The following is a 17,673-nucleotide window of genomic DNA, read 5'->3' as shown; positions in this document are numbered from 1 at the left end:
TAACAAATTTTAAAAAGACTGTCGATAGTCAATTTGTCAACAGTCTGGACACCTGTGTATACCACAGGTGTTTTTTATTTAAACAAATGTTCTTCAATAAAAGATTTAATTTCCTTTTCATCTGTTAAAACATCACAAAATGGTTTTCTTAAATCTAATCGTTGATTATCAACCGTCCTTAAATCACTTAACTGTATTCTACTATTTGATATTTGTTTCCCCATTTTTATTTTAATATCCATCTCATATTCAGGATTACATGCTGTTCCTTTTAAAGAAGTACAAGGCACAACAAGCATTTTATAACCCATATCCTTTAAAATATAACACCAGTGCCCATCCATTAACTCTTTAGGAAAGCCTCTACCAATATTAAAATATGCTAGTTGATGTACCTTAGGTCGATGTGCAATTCGATAATATGTATTATCACTATCACCTCCACCATCTTTAACAAGATGACAATAAAAATATTCTAATTGGCTTGTAAGATGCAATAATGAATGGGAATACTTTTCAACATCATAAATTCCAGTTTTTTCTAAATTCTCCAACGACTTACTAATTTCTCTTAAATTACTTTTTACTGACATATTCATCCCTCCACTATTTATATATGGAATTATTTTTAAAATTTCTTTTTTTATTATGAAATAAATTACATTTTTTATTCATAATTAAGATTTTTCTTGAACAAAATACATATCTTATATATAATAGCGTTGTTATTTTAAGAGATATGTTAATCAATTAAGCGCCAGGACTATCAATGATAGTTGACGAGGGCTAGACTTATCGAAAGATTCGGCGGATGGTCTAGAGGTATGATACTACCTGAACAATGAACAAAAATAACAAGTGATTGTTAAACAAATTCATTCGGTATCCTCTTATAAATAACATCATATTTTATATTATAGGAGGAAAATTGAATATGTGTGGGATAACTGCATTCAGCGGTAGAAAAGAAGCTTTACCTTTTTTATTACAAGGATTAGAAAAGCTTGAATACCGTGGTTATGATTCTGCTGGTATTACAACAGTTGAATCTTTTGGTTTATTTACAAAAAAAGCAAAAGGAAGATTACAAAATCTTAAATATTTGCTTAGCGAAGAAGAAGTGAAAGGACATGTAGGGATTGGACATACACGTTGGGCTACTCATGGAATTCCATCCAATTTGAATTCACACCCTCATACAAATAACGACAATACAATTTCACTTGTTCATAATGGAATTATTGAAAATTATCGTGAACTTAAAGAAGAATTACTAAAAAAAGGTTATCAGTTTCATTCAGAAACCGATAGTGAAGTTGTTGTTCATTTATTAGATTTATACTACAAACAAACAAATGACTTATTTACAGCATTAAAAAAAGTAATTAATAAAATAGACGGAAGCTATGCATTGTGTATTGTTTCAACAATCGATCCAGATAAAGTTTATATTACAAAAAAAGATAGTCCTTTAGTTATAGGTAAAACTCAAGACGCAAGCGTTGCTGCAAGTGATATACCAGCTATTTTAGACTATACCAAAGATGTTTACTTTTTAAACGATTATGAAATTGCTATTTTAGATAAAGAAAATATTTCTTTTTTCAACCAAGAAGGAAATCCAATAGAAAAAGAAATGACAACAATTCCTTATGATAATGAAGCAGCTCAAAAAGCAGGTTTTTCAACTTTTATGTTAAAGGAAATTTTTGAACAGCCTCATGCTATCCAAGAAACACTAAGAGGTCGTGTTGAAGGATTAGATCGTATTGTTTTACCAGAATTAGATGATATGAAAGATCAATTCCAAAACTTCAACAAAGCTTATTTTATTGCATGTGGAACTGCTTATCATGCTTGTCTTGTAGGCTCTCATATTTTAGAAAGACTAACTGGTATTCCTACATTTACTCAAGCAGCAAGCGAATTTAGATATTGTGATCCTATTGTTGATGAAAAAACACTTTGTATCTTTGTTTCTCAATCAGGAGAAACAGCCGATACATTAGCTGCCCTTCGTTTAGCTAAAGAAAAACAATGTGCTACAATTGCTGTCGCTAATGTATTAGGTTCTACAATTTCTCGTGAAGCTGCTCATACGATTTATACATGTGCTGGACCAGAAATTGCTGTAGCAAGTACTAAAGCTTACACAACACAACTTATCGTCCTTATTTTACTTGCAATGTATGTTTCTCAATCATTAGGTCATCAAAGTGATGAATATAAAAAATTGATTGAAGGTATTGCTTCATTGCCTCAATATATTGAAAACATTTTAAAAGATACACAAACATTTGAAAATTACGCAACCTATTTAAAAGATCAACATGATGCTTATTTTATTGGACGTGGGCTTGATTATGCTTCTGTTTTAGAAGGAGCATTAAAATTAAAAGAAGTCTCTTATGTGCACGCTGACGCCTATATGGCCGGCGAATTAAAGCATGGACCTATTGCTTTAATAGAAGAAGGTAGCATTATTATTGCAGCAGCTACCCAACCAACAATAGCTGCAAAAACAATTTCAAATATTCAAGAAACAATTGCTCGTGGAGCAAAAGTTATCTTATTTACAACTCAAGGACAAGAATTAAAGAATGTCTGTGAAACATATATATTGCCTGATGTTCATCCAATTCTTCAAGCTATCATTGTTGCTATACCTTTACAATTAATTGCTTATTATACAGCTAATCTAAAAGGGTGCGACGTTGATAAACCTCGTAACCTTGCTAAATCAGTTACAGTTGAATAATATAAAGACCTCTGGTGTATTCCAGAGGTCCTTTTGTTTATGCTATTTTCTTAATTAAAAAGCTGTCTTACGACAGCTATGATTAATTATCTTCTTAATCCTAATTTAGCAACTAATGAAGAATATCTTTCAAGATCTTTATTTTTTAAGTATTTTAATAAATCTCTTCTACGTCCAATTTTCTTTAATAAACCTCTGTTAGAATGTTTATCTTTAGGATGTTGTTTGAAGTGTTCATTTAATTTGTTGATATCAGCAGTTAAAACAGCGATTTGTACTTCTGGAGATCCTGTATCTCCTTCTTTAGTAGCATATTCAGTCATGATTGCTTGTTTTTCTTGTTTAGTTAACATTTTATTATCCTCCTGTTATTTTACTTAGCTTACCCCAAGGTATACGTCGAGTACTCGCATATCCTAGTTGTAGCCGACTTTGACATTATATCAAATATAATGAATTTGTCAATTCTTTTTGTCGCTATGAATTCAAATTCATATTTTCGATTGGTTCCCCAGCCAATCTATACATATTTATTAATTTCCCCCTTTTAAATTTATACGTTCAAGATAATTAATACATGATAACTTATATCACAAAAACAGCAATCAAACAAACAATCATCATGAAAAACACCTATTTTGCACAATCAACCATTTTTATTTAATCTATCTATTTTTATCATACTCAAAACAATCATAACTATTGGTAGAATTAACAACCCTTTAATCCCACCTAAATTCATTAACAAAAACATAATAACAAATACAATACTAGGTTTTATTCCTGTGATATTTCCTAATAATTTAGGTTCCATAATATTCTTCATGATGATGACTATTACATACGTAATAATTAAAAAAATTCCTTTTTTTATTTCATGAGTAATAAAACATATAGCAATCCAAGGAAGCATAATCATATCAATACCCAGAATTGGTAAAAAATCGAATTGAGAAATAAAAAATGAAATCAAAAATACATGATTCTTCAAAACTAGAGATAAACAACAAATCAAAATAAAAAAAGTAAAAACAAAAATTATGACATATGTTTTAATCATCGCATAGATGACCTGTTTTCCTATCCGAATAAAATGAATTATCTTACAATGATATGGTAATATTAACATCCATTTTTTTATATAAGAGAAATCAATCATAAACAATATTGAAAATAAAAATGAAAAAAATATTTTAACAAGTACTGTTGTCAAATCTAAAGCAAAATTCATTACCTGGTAAACAAGTTGAGAAAGAATATTTTCAAAAAAATGACGCGTATAATTATAAATTAATGTAAAAAAAGAAAGCCACTCTTTTTTTATAACTATCGTTTGATATAAAGAATCTATAACGGATGGCATACAACTTAGTATGCGTAATGATACAATAACAAAAACAATAAAAAACAAAATAACTAACATATAAGTAAAAATAACTATTATGATGGCTATTATGTTGCTTACAAACTTACTTTTGATTGAATAATACTGACATATTCTTGTTACTAATGGTTTTAACAAATAAGCTACAACCGCTCCAATAAGCAAGACTAATGCGTACTTAAATAATAGATAAATAACACCTAATGTAAGTAAAAATTTAATGAAATAATAAATAAAATGGATAACATCATCTTTTTTATCCATTTCATATCACCCATTCATTATATGCAAAATAAAAAAAAAGATAACTTGTTAAACAAGTTATCCTTTTAAACAATTATTCTTCTTCTAATTTCTTTAATTCTTTATCACCAGTAATATATTTTAAGATTGCTTCAGCAGCTTCTTTTGGTCCATTATGTTCATTACCTTTAATTCCTAAACGAGTACGTAATTGACCAACTTTAACGCCTTGTTTAAACATACGTTTAAAGTAATCTTGTAAGATAATTTCAGTTTGTTCTTGTCTTTGTACTGGTCCAAATGGATTTGCAAAATAACTTCCAACTAAACCATATTCAGTTGTTGTTCCTTTTGCCATACGATTACCAGCTCTAAATACCTCTAGAGCTTCTTTTTCATTATTGAAGAAGTGTAAAGCATCGCCACCTTCTTCATAATTGTTAGCATATAAGAACATGTCTACATCATGTTTAGCTACAACATCACGATAATCAGTAATAGGAATAACAATACGTGCATTTACTTTATCTGGATTCATAAATACTGAACGGTCTAATTCTTTAAAACTATATCCTGCATCTAAATCATCCAAACGAACAAAGGCACCAATTTCTGTACCAGATGTTTTAACTACACCTTTATCATCTAATGATAATACTCCCATATCATCATATACAGTAATTAAATCACGAATGTAGGCTGCACCAAACACTTTAATTTGTTCAATTGTTTCAGATTTACCAGCACCACTATCCCCCATAACAACAATATTTTTTACACTACCATCATGTAATGTAATCTTTACCATTGCTCCGTGGATTGGTAATTGTTTTTGATTGATTTTTCTAACATTATGTAATGTTAACATCATTTTCTTCATATATCCAAAATAATCAAAATCATCACATGCAGAAAGTAAAGCAACCATCATATCATTTTCATCATCTTGATAGAATGATTGATGTTTTTTACCATCTTCGTATCCATATACATAAATCATATCTGGTTTACGATTACGATATTCTTCTTCTGTCGCTAATTCAAATAAGTTACATAATGTAACTCCTTGAGCCATAAACGCAGTATTAAAGTATACAAAGCATAATAAATCGCCAACTTTAGCAGGATAACAGAACCATTGATCTGCATCAAATTTTAAATCCTCAATTGGATTTCTCTTTGTTTCAGGGAAAACACCATCACGTTTATTACGTTTAGAATATGTAATAAATGGTGGATGAATAATGACCGTTTCAATAAATGGAATATCATCTAGATTACGATATTCATATGGTAAAAATGAACGCATATTTGTTACACGTAAACCAGCATTAACCCCCGCAGTGATTTGACGTAAAACATGTTCTTTATAACCAATACATTTTTCTCTAATTGAACGATATACTGATAATACAAGTTCTTCAAATTTTACTTGTGCATCAGCAAATTGAACATTTTGATATCCTTTACTTGATTTTTCATTATATACGATACTATAACGTTGTAAACGACGCCAGAATAAATAAATATCTTCAACTACTTTTGCAAATTCATCAGTATTTCTAAAGTATGGAGCAAATTCAGGATAAGTTTTTGATAACTCATCACATCCCATAACTAATAATAATTTAAATACAGTTCTTAAATCATTAACAATTTCAATGCTTTCTTTCTTTACTTCACTTAAATAAGCATATGTTGTTGTTTCTTTTCTTTTAATATCATGAATATATCCCTTTAAAACACGCGCAAACGATTCACTTTCAATCAATTCACAACGTGATTGACAATATTCTTCTGAAAAATTAAGAATTGCATTACCTCTTGTAATTTTAAATTTGTAAGCCATCTTACCACCCTTTCTATATCTCTCAACAAGTAAAACTTCCCCCACCCATTGATTAAAAAATAGTTTACCACAATTTTGTATACAATCAAATAAAATAATAATTTTTTTACAAAAAAGTTCCGTTTTCTTAAAAAAACGGAACCTTAAAAAACACTTTTCCAATAACATCTTTTTTAAAACTAAAACATCCTAGTCTTCTTGAATCGAGAGATACATTTCGATTATCTCCCATTACAAATATTTGTCCTTTTGGTACATCAATAGATAAATCATCACAATTAACCATCGCTTCTTTAATATAATTTTCTTTTAATAATTGACCATTTCGATAAACTTGATCATCTTTAATTTCTATATGATCACCACCTAATGCAATGACTCTTTTAATAATAAAAGTTTCATCACCACTATTTTGATAATCAACAACAACAATATCATTATAATGAGGTGAAGATTTTTTATAAAAAACCTTATCTACAAGAACAATATTCCCTTCATGATAAGTATTTTCCATTGATGTCCCATATATTTTAGAAACTTGTACAAACTGTAAAATTAAAACTGTCACTATCACAGTAACAACAACAACTCTAACAAGTTCTAAAAAGCCTTTTAAAATATCATCTTTTTCATTCACATTCATCACCTGTGGGTATTATATCATTTAATGACCATCATTCAAATGATTTCTCAGTTTCATAATGATTTTTTTTTCTAATCTTGAAACCTGAACTTGAGAAATATGCAATCTCTGTGCAACTTTTTCTTGATTATATTCTAGTTTATAACGCATCAATAAAATAAGTTTTTCCTTTTCATCTAGCTTCTCTATTTCTAACTTTAAAGCCATTTTTTCAAACCACATATGATGATGCTTATCTTCAATTCTTTCTTCCATTGATATTGATGAACCATCTCTTTCATATATTGGTTCTGATAATGATGTAGGATAATAAGATGCATCAATAGCTTCAACAACACTTTGTTCATCAACATCTAACTTTAATGCAATATCTCTAATTGTTGGCTGTCTATCTAATTGCTTTGTTAATTCTTCACGTGCCTTATTGATTTTTAAGTTTAATTCTTTTAATGAACGTGATACTTTAATAGACCCATCATCTCTAAAATATCTTTTAATTTCCCCCATAATAATGGGTACTGCATAAGTGGAAAATTGTACACCATAATGACTATCAAAATGATTAATAGCCTTCATTAAACCAATACACCCTATTTGAAACAAGTCCTCTTTATCGTAATATGTGTTTTTAAATCGATGAACAATTGACCATACAAGACCTAAATTTTGACTAACAACTTGTTCTTTTGCTCTTTCATCCCCTTGTTGAGCAAGATTAATTAAATCAATCGTGTTTTGTTTCATCATATTGTTGTAATGACTTAACCATAATTAATTTTGTTCCTAAATCTAAAGTTGAAATAATTTCTAAACGATCACTCAATGCTTCAATAATCGTCAATCCCATCCCCGCATGTTCTAATTCTTTTTTAGAAGTAAACATCGGTTTTTTAGCCTCCTCAATATTTTTTATTCCTTTACCAAAATCTTGAACTATCATTTTAATTGTTTGTTGATTTTCAATCATAACACTTAATAAGACTTTACTTACACCGTCATTGTTATAACCATGGATAATCGCATTACTCACCGCTTCACCAATAATTGTTTTGATTTCTACTACATCATCAATACAAGGATTTAAAGGAGTCAAAAATGAAGCAACACATGTCCTTGCAAAAGACTCATTTTCAATTTTCGCAGTAAATGACAAGTCCATTTCATTTTTCATAGTTTAACCTCCTGTAAATAATCCATTAATTCAAACAATCCTGATAATTCAAATACTTTATAAGCCGTTTTAGACAATGCACATAGACTTAACTTTCTTTGTTGCATTTCTAAACTTTGAAAACGTCCTAATACTAGACCAATACCAGCACTATCTATAAAAGTTGTATTTTTGAAATCAAAAATAACATCACCATCATCCAATAAAAAAATAGTTTGAATCTTACTACGATAATACCCCACATGATTAATATCTACTTCACCAAAAAAATGGATAACTGTTTGGTGCTGTACAATCTCATATGTGATCTTATTTTCCATCCTTTCATCTCCTTTTTTTGTATCATATACTTTTATTTTTTTAAAAGAAATAGATTCGACAAAACTAGAATTAATAAAACAAAAGAGTCTAAATTAATCTTTTATAGATTTCATAGACTCTTTGAAAATAGTTCTGTTTTATAATTGTTTGTTTGCTATATAAAGGATAATCTGCTAAAACTTGAGAACCCTTTTTTATTTCAAGCTTTCCAATAACTTGTCCTTTTCTAATAGGTAATGTTAAATCATAATATTTCTTTTGACATGTTACTTTTTGATGATCTGATTTCATTTTCAAATATGAGATATTATCTTTGACAATGACATCAATTTGACCATGCATATAGTGATTTATTTTTTTTTGATCAATTACAGTTTCTTTTTTAATGAGTTGTTTCCTTTGATAATGACTATAACCATAATTCAACATTTTACACATATCTTCATTTCTTTGTTTGGGTAATGCTTCATTCATTAAAACACCTAACAATCGCATATTATTTTTTTTACAAGTTGTCACAATGCAATATCCCGCTTCTTTAGTATAGCCTGTCTTTAAACCATCAACGCCAGGATATTGTTTTAATAATTTATTTGTATTGACAAGCCAAAATTTTTTATTTGTTTTTTCACGGATATATGAATCATATAGTGATGTCACGGCAAATAACCTTTTACCGCCTATTTTAATTAAATAAGCTCCCATTGTGGCTAAATCTTTAGCACATGTATAATGACTAGGATCATGTAATCCTGTTGCATTAACAAAATGCGTATTGACCAGTTGAAGTTCTTTAGCTTTTTTGTTCATCATTTCAACAAAATGTTCATGACTACCACCAATGGCTTCACCAACTACAACACAAGCATCATTAGCACTTGCAATGGCTATGCTTTTAAATAAATCTTTGACACTCATTGTTTCATTAGGCTCTAGATAAACTTGACTCCCTCCCATGCTAGAAGCATATTCACTACAAGTTAATACATCATTCCATTTTAAGGTATGCTGATCAATTGCTTCAAACAATAAAATCATCGTCATAATCTTTGTTGTTGATGCGGGATATAATTTTTTTGTTTCATTTTTTTGATAAAGAACTTGTTGACTTTCACAGTCAATTAAAATAGCACTTGATGCATCTTCTATCAAAGAGAGTGCTTCTATTTTTTGTACATGACATATCATCATAAAAGATACAACCAAACTACAGAATATCTTTTTAAACATCTTTTATCGCCTCAATATACTGTATGTTTAATTTTAACTTTCATGATAAAAAAAGAACCCGCAGGTTCTTATAAATCACATATTCCTTTACCTTCACCATATACTGAATACCAGTCAGCGTTAAAATCATTCACTGCTTTTTCAATACTTGGATTAGCAAAAATGGCTTTTAATACATCTACCGGTGCTGTAATAGCTTGACTTCCATAGTTAAACGCATCTCTAACTTGTTGAACTCCTTTAAAGCTAGCAGCAAGAATTTTGCAATCATAACCATCTTGAACAATACGATTAGATAATTCATTAATAAGTTCCATTGGATCATTTCCTAAGTTTCCAATACGATTAACATATGGAGCAATATAATCAGCACCTGCTGCTAAAGCCATATAAGCTTGCATTAAATCATAAACAGCTGTTGCTGTTACATTAACACCTTGTGATTTTAAAATTTTAATAGCTTTAACTCCTTCATATGAAACAGGAACTTTAATATAAACTTGATCATCAATTTCATCTAAAATACGATGTGCTTCTTTAACAATCGTATCACAATCTTTTGAAATGACTTGAATATGTAAGCTTCTTTCTTTACCAATAATTTTTCTCACTTCTTTCATATGAGCAAAGAAATCTTGAGGGCTTGTCTTTTTAACAATTGAAGGATTACTTGTTACTCCTACAATTGGCATATGTTCTACTGCATCCTTAATTTCTTCTAAATTCACTGTATCAATAATAAATTCCATTTTCTTTTTCTCCTTATTCTATTATTAAATTTTTTAATCCTGTTTGTAAAACAACATTATAGAAATGTTGCATTTTTTCTTGAGTAAACATTTTATATTGTTTACTTACACCATATGTAAAATTATATAATTCATATTTTGATGAAGCAAGGGGGTTATAGTTTAATAACTCATATTTTACATTTGGATATAAATCAATAAGAAACTGACTTATTGATTTTATATTTTCATCAGTTGCATTCATCGAAGGAATCAAAGGCGTTCTGACTATCACTTTATCTCGATGAATGCTCCTTAAAATATAACTCAAATTATCTTTTATTCTATTAACTGAAACACCTGTATATTGTTGATGTAAATCATCATCGAAAACTTTTAAATCAGCATAAATAAGATCTAAATAAGGTAAAGCTTCCTTAATTAAGTCTAACGACGTATAAAGCGATGTTTCTAATGCAGTATGTATCTTTTCCGCTTTACATTTTTTTAATATTTCTATTAAAAACGGTCCTTGCATAAATGGTTCACCACCCGAAAAAGTGACCCCACCGCCATCTCTAAAGAAAACTTCGTCAGCTTTTATTTTTTTAAATAATTCATCTATCGTGTAATATTGACTATCATACGTTATTGCATTTGCTGGACATGCTTGAACAATTTCTTCAAAAGATTCGTGATGATTATGAATATGTATGATTCCATTTTTATTATCTATTTGTCCATGACGACTTAACTTTAAGCATTGGTAACAATGAATACATTTATTTTTAAAATAGATAGGTTCTCTTTCTATAGACAATCCTTCAGGATTTTGACACCACTTGCATCTTAAAGGACATCCTTTAAAAAAGACCGTTGTTCGAATACCAAATCCATCATGAACCGCAAAACGCTTAATATCAAAAACAAGTGCTTTAGATGTTGTCATACGTTGTCCTTTCAATTATTTCATCTTGAAGTTTACCTGCTAATTCTACAAAATAGGCAGTATATCCAGCCACTCTAATCGTAAGCGAACGATGACGTTCAGGATGAACTTTAGCGTCAAGTAAATCTTCTTTTCTTACGACATTAAATTGGATATGTGGTATTTGAAGATCAACAAATGCTCTTAATAAAATTTCAAATTTATTCATTCCAGATTCTGTTTTAAAGAATTCTGGTAAAAATTTCATATTTAATAAGCCACCATTTGTAGTAAGTGAATTATTCAAACGAGATACTGATTTCAATACAGCAGTAGGACCAGATAAATCTCTTCCATAAACAGGAGACATCCCACCATCAGCTAAAGGTGTAAGAGCATTTCTACCATCTGGAGAAGCACCTACATTTTCACCCATTGGCACATGAGCAGAAACAGTATACATTCCCGTATGATATGGTCCTCCACGATAGTTAGTATAATCTTTCATCCGTTCTCTAAAATACTCAGCCCATTTACATCCCATTTTATCTACCCATGCTACATCATTTCCATATTTAGGTACTTTATTGAGTAACATTGTTTGAATAACTTCATATCCTTTAAAATCATTTTGTAAAGCTTTTAAAAGTTCATTTTGATCAATCATTTTTTCATCGTAGACTAATTTCTTTAAAGCTGCCAACGAATCCGCCAAATTAGCAATTTGTATCATCTGGATACCAGATAAATTATATTTAGCACCACCTCGAGTTACATCTAAACCTTTTTCTAAACAGTCATCAATCACTGTTGAAAGAAAAGCTGTTGGCAAACATTCTTGATGTGCTTTTTCAACTACTTGTTCTGCCTTCATCATTTCTTCAATAAAATAATCTATTTGTTTTTTAAAAGCTCTTTCTAAGTCATGATAAGTTTGATAGGTATCTAGCCCACCTAAATCAAGACCAATTTGTTGATGAGTTAATAAACATTTACCATGATTCAATGTTAATTCTAATGCTTTATTAAAATTAAACATCGCAGCATCAGACCATCCCAAATTATTACCATGAGTTGTTAACTCAACACAACCAACAATAGCATAATTATACGCATCTTGAGGCTCAATATTTAAATCATGAATCATTGTTTGAACAATTGCTTCGTCATTAAAGAATTGTGGCATGCCACTTCCTTTAGCCACCACTTTAATTGCTTCTTGCATCAATTTATGACTTGTTCCTTTATTTAATCGTACTGATAGATTAGGCTGTGGCAAACCTAAATGATATTGTGCCTTTAAGCAAAGTAAAGATACCTCATTATAAGTACTCTTTCCATTTTGATCCAATCCACCAATAGCAATATTAAATCCAATAGGAAATCCTGCAAAATATTTAGCACTATTTTTATTTCTTAAATACACAATTTCATTAAATTTCAACCATAAACATTCAATAAGTTCTAATGCTTGTTGATCATCAATAAGCCCTGTTTCTTTATCCTTTTTATAAAATGGATAAAGATATTGATCCATTCTTCCTGGAGAAAAAGATGATGCATTGGATTCCATATGTAAAATAACAAATAAAAACCACAAAGATTGTAATGCCTGATGAAAATGATGAGGCGGATTTTTTGCTAGAAAATAACAATGATTTCTTACAACCTTTAAAGATTCTTGATTTTGTAAACTTTGTTTATCTAAAATAGAATCAATATATTGTCCATAGCGATGCATAAATGTACATGCTCCTTGTAAAACCATAATAGTACATTCATAAAATTCTCTTTGATCTTCTCGACATGTTTTTAATTTTTCTTTGGCTTGATCCATTAGTCCTTGCGGACCTAATTTTAACCATAACGATGAATCAGGACAAATATGTCCTTGAGCATGATCCTTTTGATTGATCTTTACTACTTTACTCATCGCGTCAATTTCTTTACCATATCTGTTTTTTATTTTATCTTCCATTGACTTTCCTTGCCAAAATGGAAAAATATTTTCTCTAAATTCTTTAACATCTTCATCATGAATTAAAAAACGATCTTGAGGTCGAGTAGGCAAACTTTCAAATTCTTGATTAACCCACGAGCAACCACTTTCTGGAAAAACAACGCCATAACGAACCCCTTTAGTACGATTACCAACAATTAATTCTTCTGGTTCAACACCAATTTCTATTTCTTCTAAAACTGTTTTTAAAGATAAAGCTCTTTTTTTTGCAATCGATAAATCTGGGTTTTCTTTATAAACACGAGTAATAATTCTAGCTTGTTCAATAGACGCATAGCGTGGAGCATTTAACATTTTATCTTTTAATAAAGAAATACGTTTTGTTTGATACAAATGATCCATTTTCATCTCCCCTTCTTATTGTTTTTTATTATTACATCGCTATTATACGGCTATATTCAATAATTATCAATAATTATTTTATTGTTTTTTATTAAAAAAATAGAAATCAATCAATGATTTCTATGCCATATTCTCTTATTTTATTATTAATACTATCATTTAAAGTTTTTTCACATATATATCCACTAAAATCACTTAGATGTGCATAAACATAATTACCATCTAAATTAAGTTTAGCCGATTCAGCTACAACATAACATTTTTTACTTGAATTGATGACTTCTTTTTTAGTAATACCATCTTCTACATCATAGGTTGTCACTTTACCATCATGAATATTAATACCAACAGCCCCTAAAAAAGCAAGATCAAAACGATATTTTTGAATTTGTTCGATCACTAATGCGCCTAAAAAACCATCTCTTGCCCGATTAAATGAGCCACCAATAAATATTAGTTTTGCTTTACAATCACCATGGGTAAAAATTTGCATAATGTCAATCATATTTGTTACTACTGTGATATTTAAATTTTTTTGATAGATTAATTTAGCAATTTCTAAATTGACGGTAGAAATACCTAAATATATCATCGTTCCTGATTCTATTAAATCAATAGCTTTATTAGCAATTTGTTTTTTTTCAGGTAAGCGTACTGATATTCGTTCATTTACATTAAAAATATGCAAATTCTTTCTTACTTGCGTTGCGCCACCATGAATTCTTTTTAATAAACCTGCTTTTTCTAGCATCGCTAAATCTTTACGTATACAATCCTCTGTCACTTTAAAATCGTACGCCAATTCTTTTACTTTAACCTGTCCTTCTATATTTAATCTAGCAATAATTTGATCATGTCTTTCCTGTGGTAGCATTATATCATCCTTTCTATTTTTCGTTTATGAACTCATACCCTGATACTTTATCATCTATTTCTTTAGCAATTTCAATTCTTCTATCTAGATTATTTTGATAATCCAATGAAAAAATACATCCATACAAAGTATCTAGAATATATTTAATGGATTGGGTTGAAGCAAACTCACCAATCTTAGTATGTAACATTTCTCTAGATGAAATAGGTAAAGTAACTTGAGCCAACTTAGATAATTCATTGTCGGCAATTGAAGTAATAGCAATAATAGGAACTCCTTTTTGTCTTAATATTTTAGCTACTTTAATAATGAAAGAAGTTTGTCCAGAATATGAAATTAAAATGGCACAATGAGTTTGATCTGACATAATGGCTTGTCTTTGTGCTGCTCCTGTTAAATGACAAATCTTTACAGATTTATCAATGCAAAACATCTTCTCTGCAAAATCCTCTGCTTGTAACATAGCTAAAGAAACACCATATAAATCAATCGTTTTGCACTCTCTTAAATACTTCATTGCTTGATAAAGTGCATCATGACTTAATAACGATAATGTATCTTGTAATGTTTCCTGCTGTAATAAAGCTATATTTTTTGCTATTGTCATATAATCATCGCCTAACACAAAAGGAATGCTGGCATCAATATCACTCGTTGCATACATATAACTCAATTCTTTAAGATAAGCTTCTTTGAATTCATTCCATCCTGAATATCCCAATTTTTTAGCAATACGAATAAGTAGTGGTGGTGAAGTATAAGTTGCTTGAGCTATTTTAGCAACCGTCATATCTTTTATTTTATCTCCTTGATCTAAAATATATTGAACAATGACCGCTTCACTTGATGAAAAATGTGTTTTTTCTATTTTATGAATAATAAGCATATTATCATCTCACCTCTTTTATCATATTTTAAGTATACAAAAAGTTCTTCCAGAAGTCATTGCCTTTGGAAGAACTTTTGTTATTTATTTAATTCTTCATTTTTTAATTCTTTAGCCATTTCCATTTGATGTTGTTTTTCTTCTTGTAAATGTTCATACATTTGATCAGTAGTCATTTTTTCATGTGACTGACTATGATTTTCTTCTTTCCCAAATGTTTCTTCAAATTTATCTTCAGCTTCTACTGTTAATTTATCTTTTAAAACTTCTAATGATTCATGTCTCTTTTCTTCATTTTCTTTTTGTTTATTAATATCTTGAGTTAATTTTTCTTTGTCTAAAACGATATCTTTACCTTCTTCTTGATGATGAAAATCATTGTCACTTCTAAAATTCTTTTCATAAGATTCCTTTGATTCATTAATAATTTCTTCTTTTGTTTTCATATTTGATTCCTTCTTTCTTAATACATACATAAGATAATCTTAAAAACATAAGATGTAAATATAAAGGTATCATTTGTAAATGTCATTAACAAATTTAAAGTATAATCGCTCTATAATTTGTTAATGAATTAAAACAAGTTTAATAGAATCATATAGGTTAATGTAGATAATGTAATACTTAATAATGTATTTCTTTTAATGTGATATGTCATCACAACAACAATAATGGCAATAAAACTTGGTATCCCTAATGGCAAAAAAGATGTTTTCAAATCTTTTAAACAATAAATAATTAAAATAGCCATAATACTCGCCGGTAAACGTTGTCCCAATCGATCTAACCATGCTGGCATTTTTCTTTGTTCATTAAAAAACAAAAAAGGAAAAGCCCTTAAAAAGAAAGTAATGATTGTTGAAATAACAATGACTAAAAATATATATCTATCCATTTTTCGTTTCCTTTCCTTGATTTAATAATAACAACAATGAAACAATAATTAATGAAGGTAGCATAAATTGTTGACTGCTAAAAATCAATAAGCATATAAAAGCAATAATGACTCCTGATAAAGCAGGAAAGTGATCTTTTGTCTGAGTCCATTGATCCATAAAAATAATAACAAAAAGTGCTGTCATACAAAAATCAATTCCCTTTAAATCAATAGGAATCAAACTACCAGCAACACTGCCAACAATCGTTCCAAACAACCAATATATTCTTGAAAATAAAGCAACATAAAACATCACTGCATCTTTATTATCCTCGTCTAAAGTACAATTAACAGCATAAGTTTCATCCGTCAAAGTATGTATCATATACCATTTTTTTATGCCCATCTTCTTAAAATCATGAATAAACGTTAAACTATAAAATGTTTGACGACTATTCATCAATAATGCAGTAATAGCCAACGTAAGCAAGGAAACATGACTTGTTAAAAAGGGAATCAGAACAAATTGAAAAGCACCTGTATATACAAAAAAACTAATAAAAAAGGCAACATACCAAGCAAATCCAGCTTTTTTCATCATTAATCCATAAGCAAAAGCAATAAACAGATAACTACACATAATAGGAATTGATTTTTTAAAAGCAGTTTTTATAATTTTTTTATCTAACATCTTTATTATCCTCTAATATACTTTGAATTTTATAGGCTAATGCTTTTCCTAATAAACGATGTCCTTGTTCATTTAAATGTTCATAATCATCATCTCCTGCATTAGCAAAATCACTTGCAGCTAAAAAATCTATATCCCATTTATAAGCAATATTTTGATAGGCCTTTTTTAATTGATAAGACAATCTTATAGAATGTTGATCAAAAGCTAAATCATGAAGATAGACGTCATCACCTAGTGTAATTGGTGAAACAAGGAGAATCTTAACAGTATTAGAAAAGTCTCTTATTTGTTTTAATAAAACTTCAATTCCTTGACTAATTGTATCTTGATTAGTTTGAAAACATTTCTTACAATCATTTGTTCCTAACATAATAACAACTAAATCTAAAGGTGCATGCGATTCTAATAAAACCGGTAAAACAGCACTTCCTGCTCTTGTTATTCGATTTTCCTCATTAAACACAGTTGTTCTTCCACACAATCCCTCTTCAATCACTTGCGTTTTTTTGTTTAATCCATATTGGTGTAATAATGTTGTCCAACGTATCCCACTTGGATAACGAGACTGTTTAATAGGATTATATCCCCATGTATTTGAGTCTCCAAAACATAAGATTCTTTTCATTTATTGCACTCCCTCTCAATTTTTTCTTATTTTACCCTATTTCATATAGAATTACTAGGTTTATTTTACATAAAAATAAAAAATTCAAGACGAGATATCT

At 29.2% G+C, this 17,673-nt stretch carries 19 protein-coding genes; 1 reads left to right on the top strand and 18 read right to left on the bottom strand.

Going from position 1 to position 17,673, the window contains the following annotated elements:
* Nucleotides 1-74 precede the first annotated feature (74 nt).
* Nucleotides 75-593 (bottom strand): hypothetical protein, encoded by a 519-nt coding sequence (locus tag DWZ53_RS04675; protein WP_118432476.1) that lies wholly within the window; start codon nucleotides 591-593, stop codon nucleotides 75-77.
* 341 nt (nucleotides 594-934) lie between these two features.
* Between DWZ53_RS04675 and glmS the strand changes: the two genes are divergently transcribed.
* The gene (gene glmS, locus DWZ53_RS04670) at nucleotides 935-2,758 is read left to right on the top strand and encodes a glutamine--fructose-6-phosphate transaminase (isomerizing) (RefSeq protein WP_118432474.1); all 1,824 of its coding nucleotides are present in this window, start codon (nucleotides 935-937) and stop codon (nucleotides 2,756-2,758) included.
* Between the two features lie 86 nt (nucleotides 2,759-2,844).
* Here glmS and rpsO read toward each other — a convergent pair whose 3' ends face one another.
* The 17 genes from rpsO to DWZ53_RS04585 all read right to left on the bottom strand — a co-directional run bounded on the left by rpsO (nucleotide 2,845) and on the right by DWZ53_RS04585 (nucleotide 17,573).
* Nucleotides 2,845-3,111 (bottom strand): 30S ribosomal protein S15, encoded by a 267-nt coding sequence (gene rpsO, locus DWZ53_RS04665; RefSeq protein WP_118432473.1) that lies wholly within the window; start codon nucleotides 3,109-3,111, stop codon nucleotides 2,845-2,847.
* 293 nt (nucleotides 3,112-3,404) lie between these two features.
* The gene (locus DWZ53_RS04660; RefSeq protein ID WP_118432471.1) at nucleotides 3,405-4,406 is read right to left on the bottom strand and encodes an AI-2E family transporter; all 1,002 of its coding nucleotides are present in this window, start codon (nucleotides 4,404-4,406) and stop codon (nucleotides 3,405-3,407) included.
* 73 nt (nucleotides 4,407-4,479) lie between these two features.
* Nucleotides 4,480-6,234 (bottom strand): phosphoenolpyruvate carboxykinase, encoded by a 1,755-nt coding sequence (locus DWZ53_RS04655; RefSeq protein ID WP_118432484.1) that lies wholly within the window; start codon nucleotides 6,232-6,234, stop codon nucleotides 4,480-4,482.
* Between the two features lie 127 nt (nucleotides 6,235-6,361).
* Nucleotides 6,362-6,877, bottom strand: a complete 516-nt coding sequence (lepB, locus tag DWZ53_RS04650; RefSeq protein WP_118432469.1) for a signal peptidase I — start codon at nucleotides 6,875-6,877, stop codon at nucleotides 6,362-6,364.
* Nucleotides 6,878-6,898: 21 nt separating this feature from the next.
* Nucleotides 6,899-7,624, bottom strand: a complete 726-nt coding sequence (locus tag DWZ53_RS04645; protein WP_118432467.1) for a SigB/SigF/SigG family RNA polymerase sigma factor — start codon at nucleotides 7,622-7,624, stop codon at nucleotides 6,899-6,901.
* Entirely contained in the window at nucleotides 7,602-8,048 is a 447-nt protein-coding gene (gene spoIIAB / locus DWZ53_RS04640) for an anti-sigma F factor (RefSeq protein WP_118432465.1), read from the bottom strand. The genes DWZ53_RS04645 and spoIIAB overlap by 23 nt, the downstream gene beginning before the upstream one ends.
* Complete coding sequence (locus DWZ53_RS04635; RefSeq protein ID WP_118432463.1) at nucleotides 8,045-8,368, bottom strand: STAS domain-containing protein; 324 nt, start codon at nucleotides 8,366-8,368, stop codon at nucleotides 8,045-8,047. The genes spoIIAB and DWZ53_RS04635 overlap by 4 nt, the downstream gene beginning before the upstream one ends.
* A gap of 88 nt (nucleotides 8,369-8,456) precedes the next feature.
* Nucleotides 8,457-9,599: a D-alanyl-D-alanine carboxypeptidase family protein gene (locus DWZ53_RS04630; protein ID WP_118432461.1), complete on the bottom strand. Its 1,143-nt coding sequence runs from the start codon at nucleotides 9,597-9,599 to the stop codon at nucleotides 8,457-8,459.
* 68 nt (nucleotides 9,600-9,667) lie between these two features.
* The gene (locus tag DWZ53_RS04625; RefSeq protein ID WP_118432459.1) at nucleotides 9,668-10,348 is read right to left on the bottom strand and encodes a fructose-6-phosphate aldolase; all 681 of its coding nucleotides are present in this window, start codon (nucleotides 10,346-10,348) and stop codon (nucleotides 9,668-9,670) included.
* A gap of 13 nt (nucleotides 10,349-10,361) precedes the next feature.
* The gene (locus tag DWZ53_RS04620) at nucleotides 10,362-11,276 is read right to left on the bottom strand and encodes a glycyl-radical enzyme activating protein (protein ID WP_118432457.1); all 915 of its coding nucleotides are present in this window, start codon (nucleotides 11,274-11,276) and stop codon (nucleotides 10,362-10,364) included.
* Nucleotides 11,263-13,617, bottom strand: a complete 2,355-nt coding sequence (locus DWZ53_RS04615; RefSeq protein ID WP_118432455.1) for a formate C-acetyltransferase/glycerol dehydratase family glycyl radical enzyme — start codon at nucleotides 13,615-13,617, stop codon at nucleotides 11,263-11,265. Before DWZ53_RS04615 ends, DWZ53_RS04620 begins: the two co-directional genes overlap by 14 nt.
* 106 nt (nucleotides 13,618-13,723) lie before the next feature.
* Complete coding sequence (locus DWZ53_RS04610) at nucleotides 13,724-14,491, bottom strand: DeoR/GlpR family DNA-binding transcription regulator (protein WP_118432453.1); 768 nt, start codon at nucleotides 14,489-14,491, stop codon at nucleotides 13,724-13,726.
* Between the two features lie 13 nt (nucleotides 14,492-14,504).
* On the bottom strand, nucleotides 14,505-15,377 hold the full coding sequence (locus DWZ53_RS04605; RefSeq protein ID WP_118432451.1) for a MurR/RpiR family transcriptional regulator: 873 nt from the start codon (nucleotides 15,375-15,377) through the stop codon (nucleotides 14,505-14,507).
* A gap of 80 nt (nucleotides 15,378-15,457) precedes the next feature.
* Nucleotides 15,458-15,823, bottom strand: a complete 366-nt coding sequence (locus DWZ53_RS04600; protein ID WP_118432449.1) for a hypothetical protein — start codon at nucleotides 15,821-15,823, stop codon at nucleotides 15,458-15,460.
* Nucleotides 15,824-15,951: 128 nt separating this feature from the next.
* Nucleotides 15,952-16,272 (bottom strand): branched-chain amino acid transporter permease, encoded by a 321-nt coding sequence (locus DWZ53_RS04595; RefSeq protein ID WP_199589069.1) that lies wholly within the window; start codon nucleotides 16,270-16,272, stop codon nucleotides 15,952-15,954.
* The gene (locus DWZ53_RS04590; protein ID WP_118432447.1) at nucleotides 16,265-16,945 is read right to left on the bottom strand and encodes an AzlC family ABC transporter permease; all 681 of its coding nucleotides are present in this window, start codon (nucleotides 16,943-16,945) and stop codon (nucleotides 16,265-16,267) included. The genes DWZ53_RS04595 and DWZ53_RS04590 overlap by 8 nt, the downstream gene beginning before the upstream one ends.
* Nucleotides 16,935-17,573: a GDSL-type esterase/lipase family protein gene (locus DWZ53_RS04585; RefSeq protein ID WP_118432445.1), complete on the bottom strand. Its 639-nt coding sequence runs from the start codon at nucleotides 17,571-17,573 to the stop codon at nucleotides 16,935-16,937. The genes DWZ53_RS04590 and DWZ53_RS04585 overlap by 11 nt, the downstream gene beginning before the upstream one ends.
* Between the last annotated feature and the right edge of the window lie 100 nt (nucleotides 17,574-17,673).

This window comes from Coprobacillus sp. AF33-1AC (genome assembly GCF_003475785.1).
In the GTDB taxonomy this organism is placed as follows: Bacteria; Bacillota_I; Bacilli_A; order Erysipelotrichales; family Coprobacillaceae; genus Faecalibacillus.
This window is presented reverse-complemented; position numbering and strand designations above follow the sequence as displayed.

Bases quoted from the DNA above. Each gene is read 5' to 3' on its own strand.
- DWZ53_RS04675 (WP_118432476.1), bottom strand. From the start codon at position 593: ATGTCAGTAAAAAGTAATTTAAGAGAAATTAGTAAGTCGTTGGAGAAT.
- glmS (WP_118432474.1), top strand. From the start codon at position 935: ATGTGTGGGATAACTGCATTCAGCGGTAGAAAAGAAGCTTTACCTTTT.
- rpsO (WP_118432473.1), bottom strand. From the start codon at position 3,111: ATGTTAACTAAACAAGAAAAACAAGCAATCATGACTGAATATGCTACT.
- DWZ53_RS04660 (WP_118432471.1), bottom strand. From the start codon at position 4,406: ATGGATAAAAAAGATGATGTTATCCATTTTATTTATTATTTCATTAAA.
- DWZ53_RS04655 (WP_118432484.1), bottom strand. From the start codon at position 6,234: ATGGCTTACAAATTTAAAATTACAAGAGGTAATGCAATTCTTAATTTT.
- lepB (WP_118432469.1), bottom strand. From the start codon at position 6,877: ATGAATGTGAATGAAAAAGATGATATTTTAAAAGGCTTTTTAGAACTT.
- DWZ53_RS04645 (WP_118432467.1), bottom strand. From the start codon at position 7,624: ATGATGAAACAAAACACGATTGATTTAATTAATCTTGCTCAACAAGGG.
- spoIIAB (WP_118432465.1), bottom strand. From the start codon at position 8,048: ATGAAAAATGAAATGGACTTGTCATTTACTGCGAAAATTGAAAATGAG.
- DWZ53_RS04635 (WP_118432463.1), bottom strand. From the start codon at position 8,368: ATGGAAAATAAGATCACATATGAGATTGTACAGCACCAAACAGTTATC.
- DWZ53_RS04630 (WP_118432461.1), bottom strand. From the start codon at position 9,599: ATGTTTAAAAAGATATTCTGTAGTTTGGTTGTATCTTTTATGATGATA.
- DWZ53_RS04625 (WP_118432459.1), bottom strand. From the start codon at position 10,348: ATGGAATTTATTATTGATACAGTGAATTTAGAAGAAATTAAGGATGCA.
- DWZ53_RS04620 (WP_118432457.1), bottom strand. From the start codon at position 11,276: ATGACAACATCTAAAGCACTTGTTTTTGATATTAAGCGTTTTGCGGTT.
- DWZ53_RS04615 (WP_118432455.1), bottom strand. From the start codon at position 13,617: ATGGATCATTTGTATCAAACAAAACGTATTTCTTTATTAAAAGATAAA.
- DWZ53_RS04610 (WP_118432453.1), bottom strand. From the start codon at position 14,491: ATGCTACCACAGGAAAGACATGATCAAATTATTGCTAGATTAAATATA.
- DWZ53_RS04605 (WP_118432451.1), bottom strand. From the start codon at position 15,377: ATGCTTATTATTCATAAAATAGAAAAAACACATTTTTCATCAAGTGAA.
- DWZ53_RS04600 (WP_118432449.1), bottom strand. From the start codon at position 15,823: ATGAAAACAAAAGAAGAAATTATTAATGAATCAAAGGAATCTTATGAA.
- DWZ53_RS04595 (WP_199589069.1), bottom strand. From the start codon at position 16,272: ATGGATAGATATATATTTTTAGTCATTGTTATTTCAACAATCATTACT.
- DWZ53_RS04590 (WP_118432447.1), bottom strand. From the start codon at position 16,945: ATGTTAGATAAAAAAATTATAAAAACTGCTTTTAAAAAATCAATTCCT.
- DWZ53_RS04585 (WP_118432445.1), bottom strand. From the start codon at position 17,573: ATGAAAAGAATCTTATGTTTTGGAGACTCAAATACATGGGGATATAAT.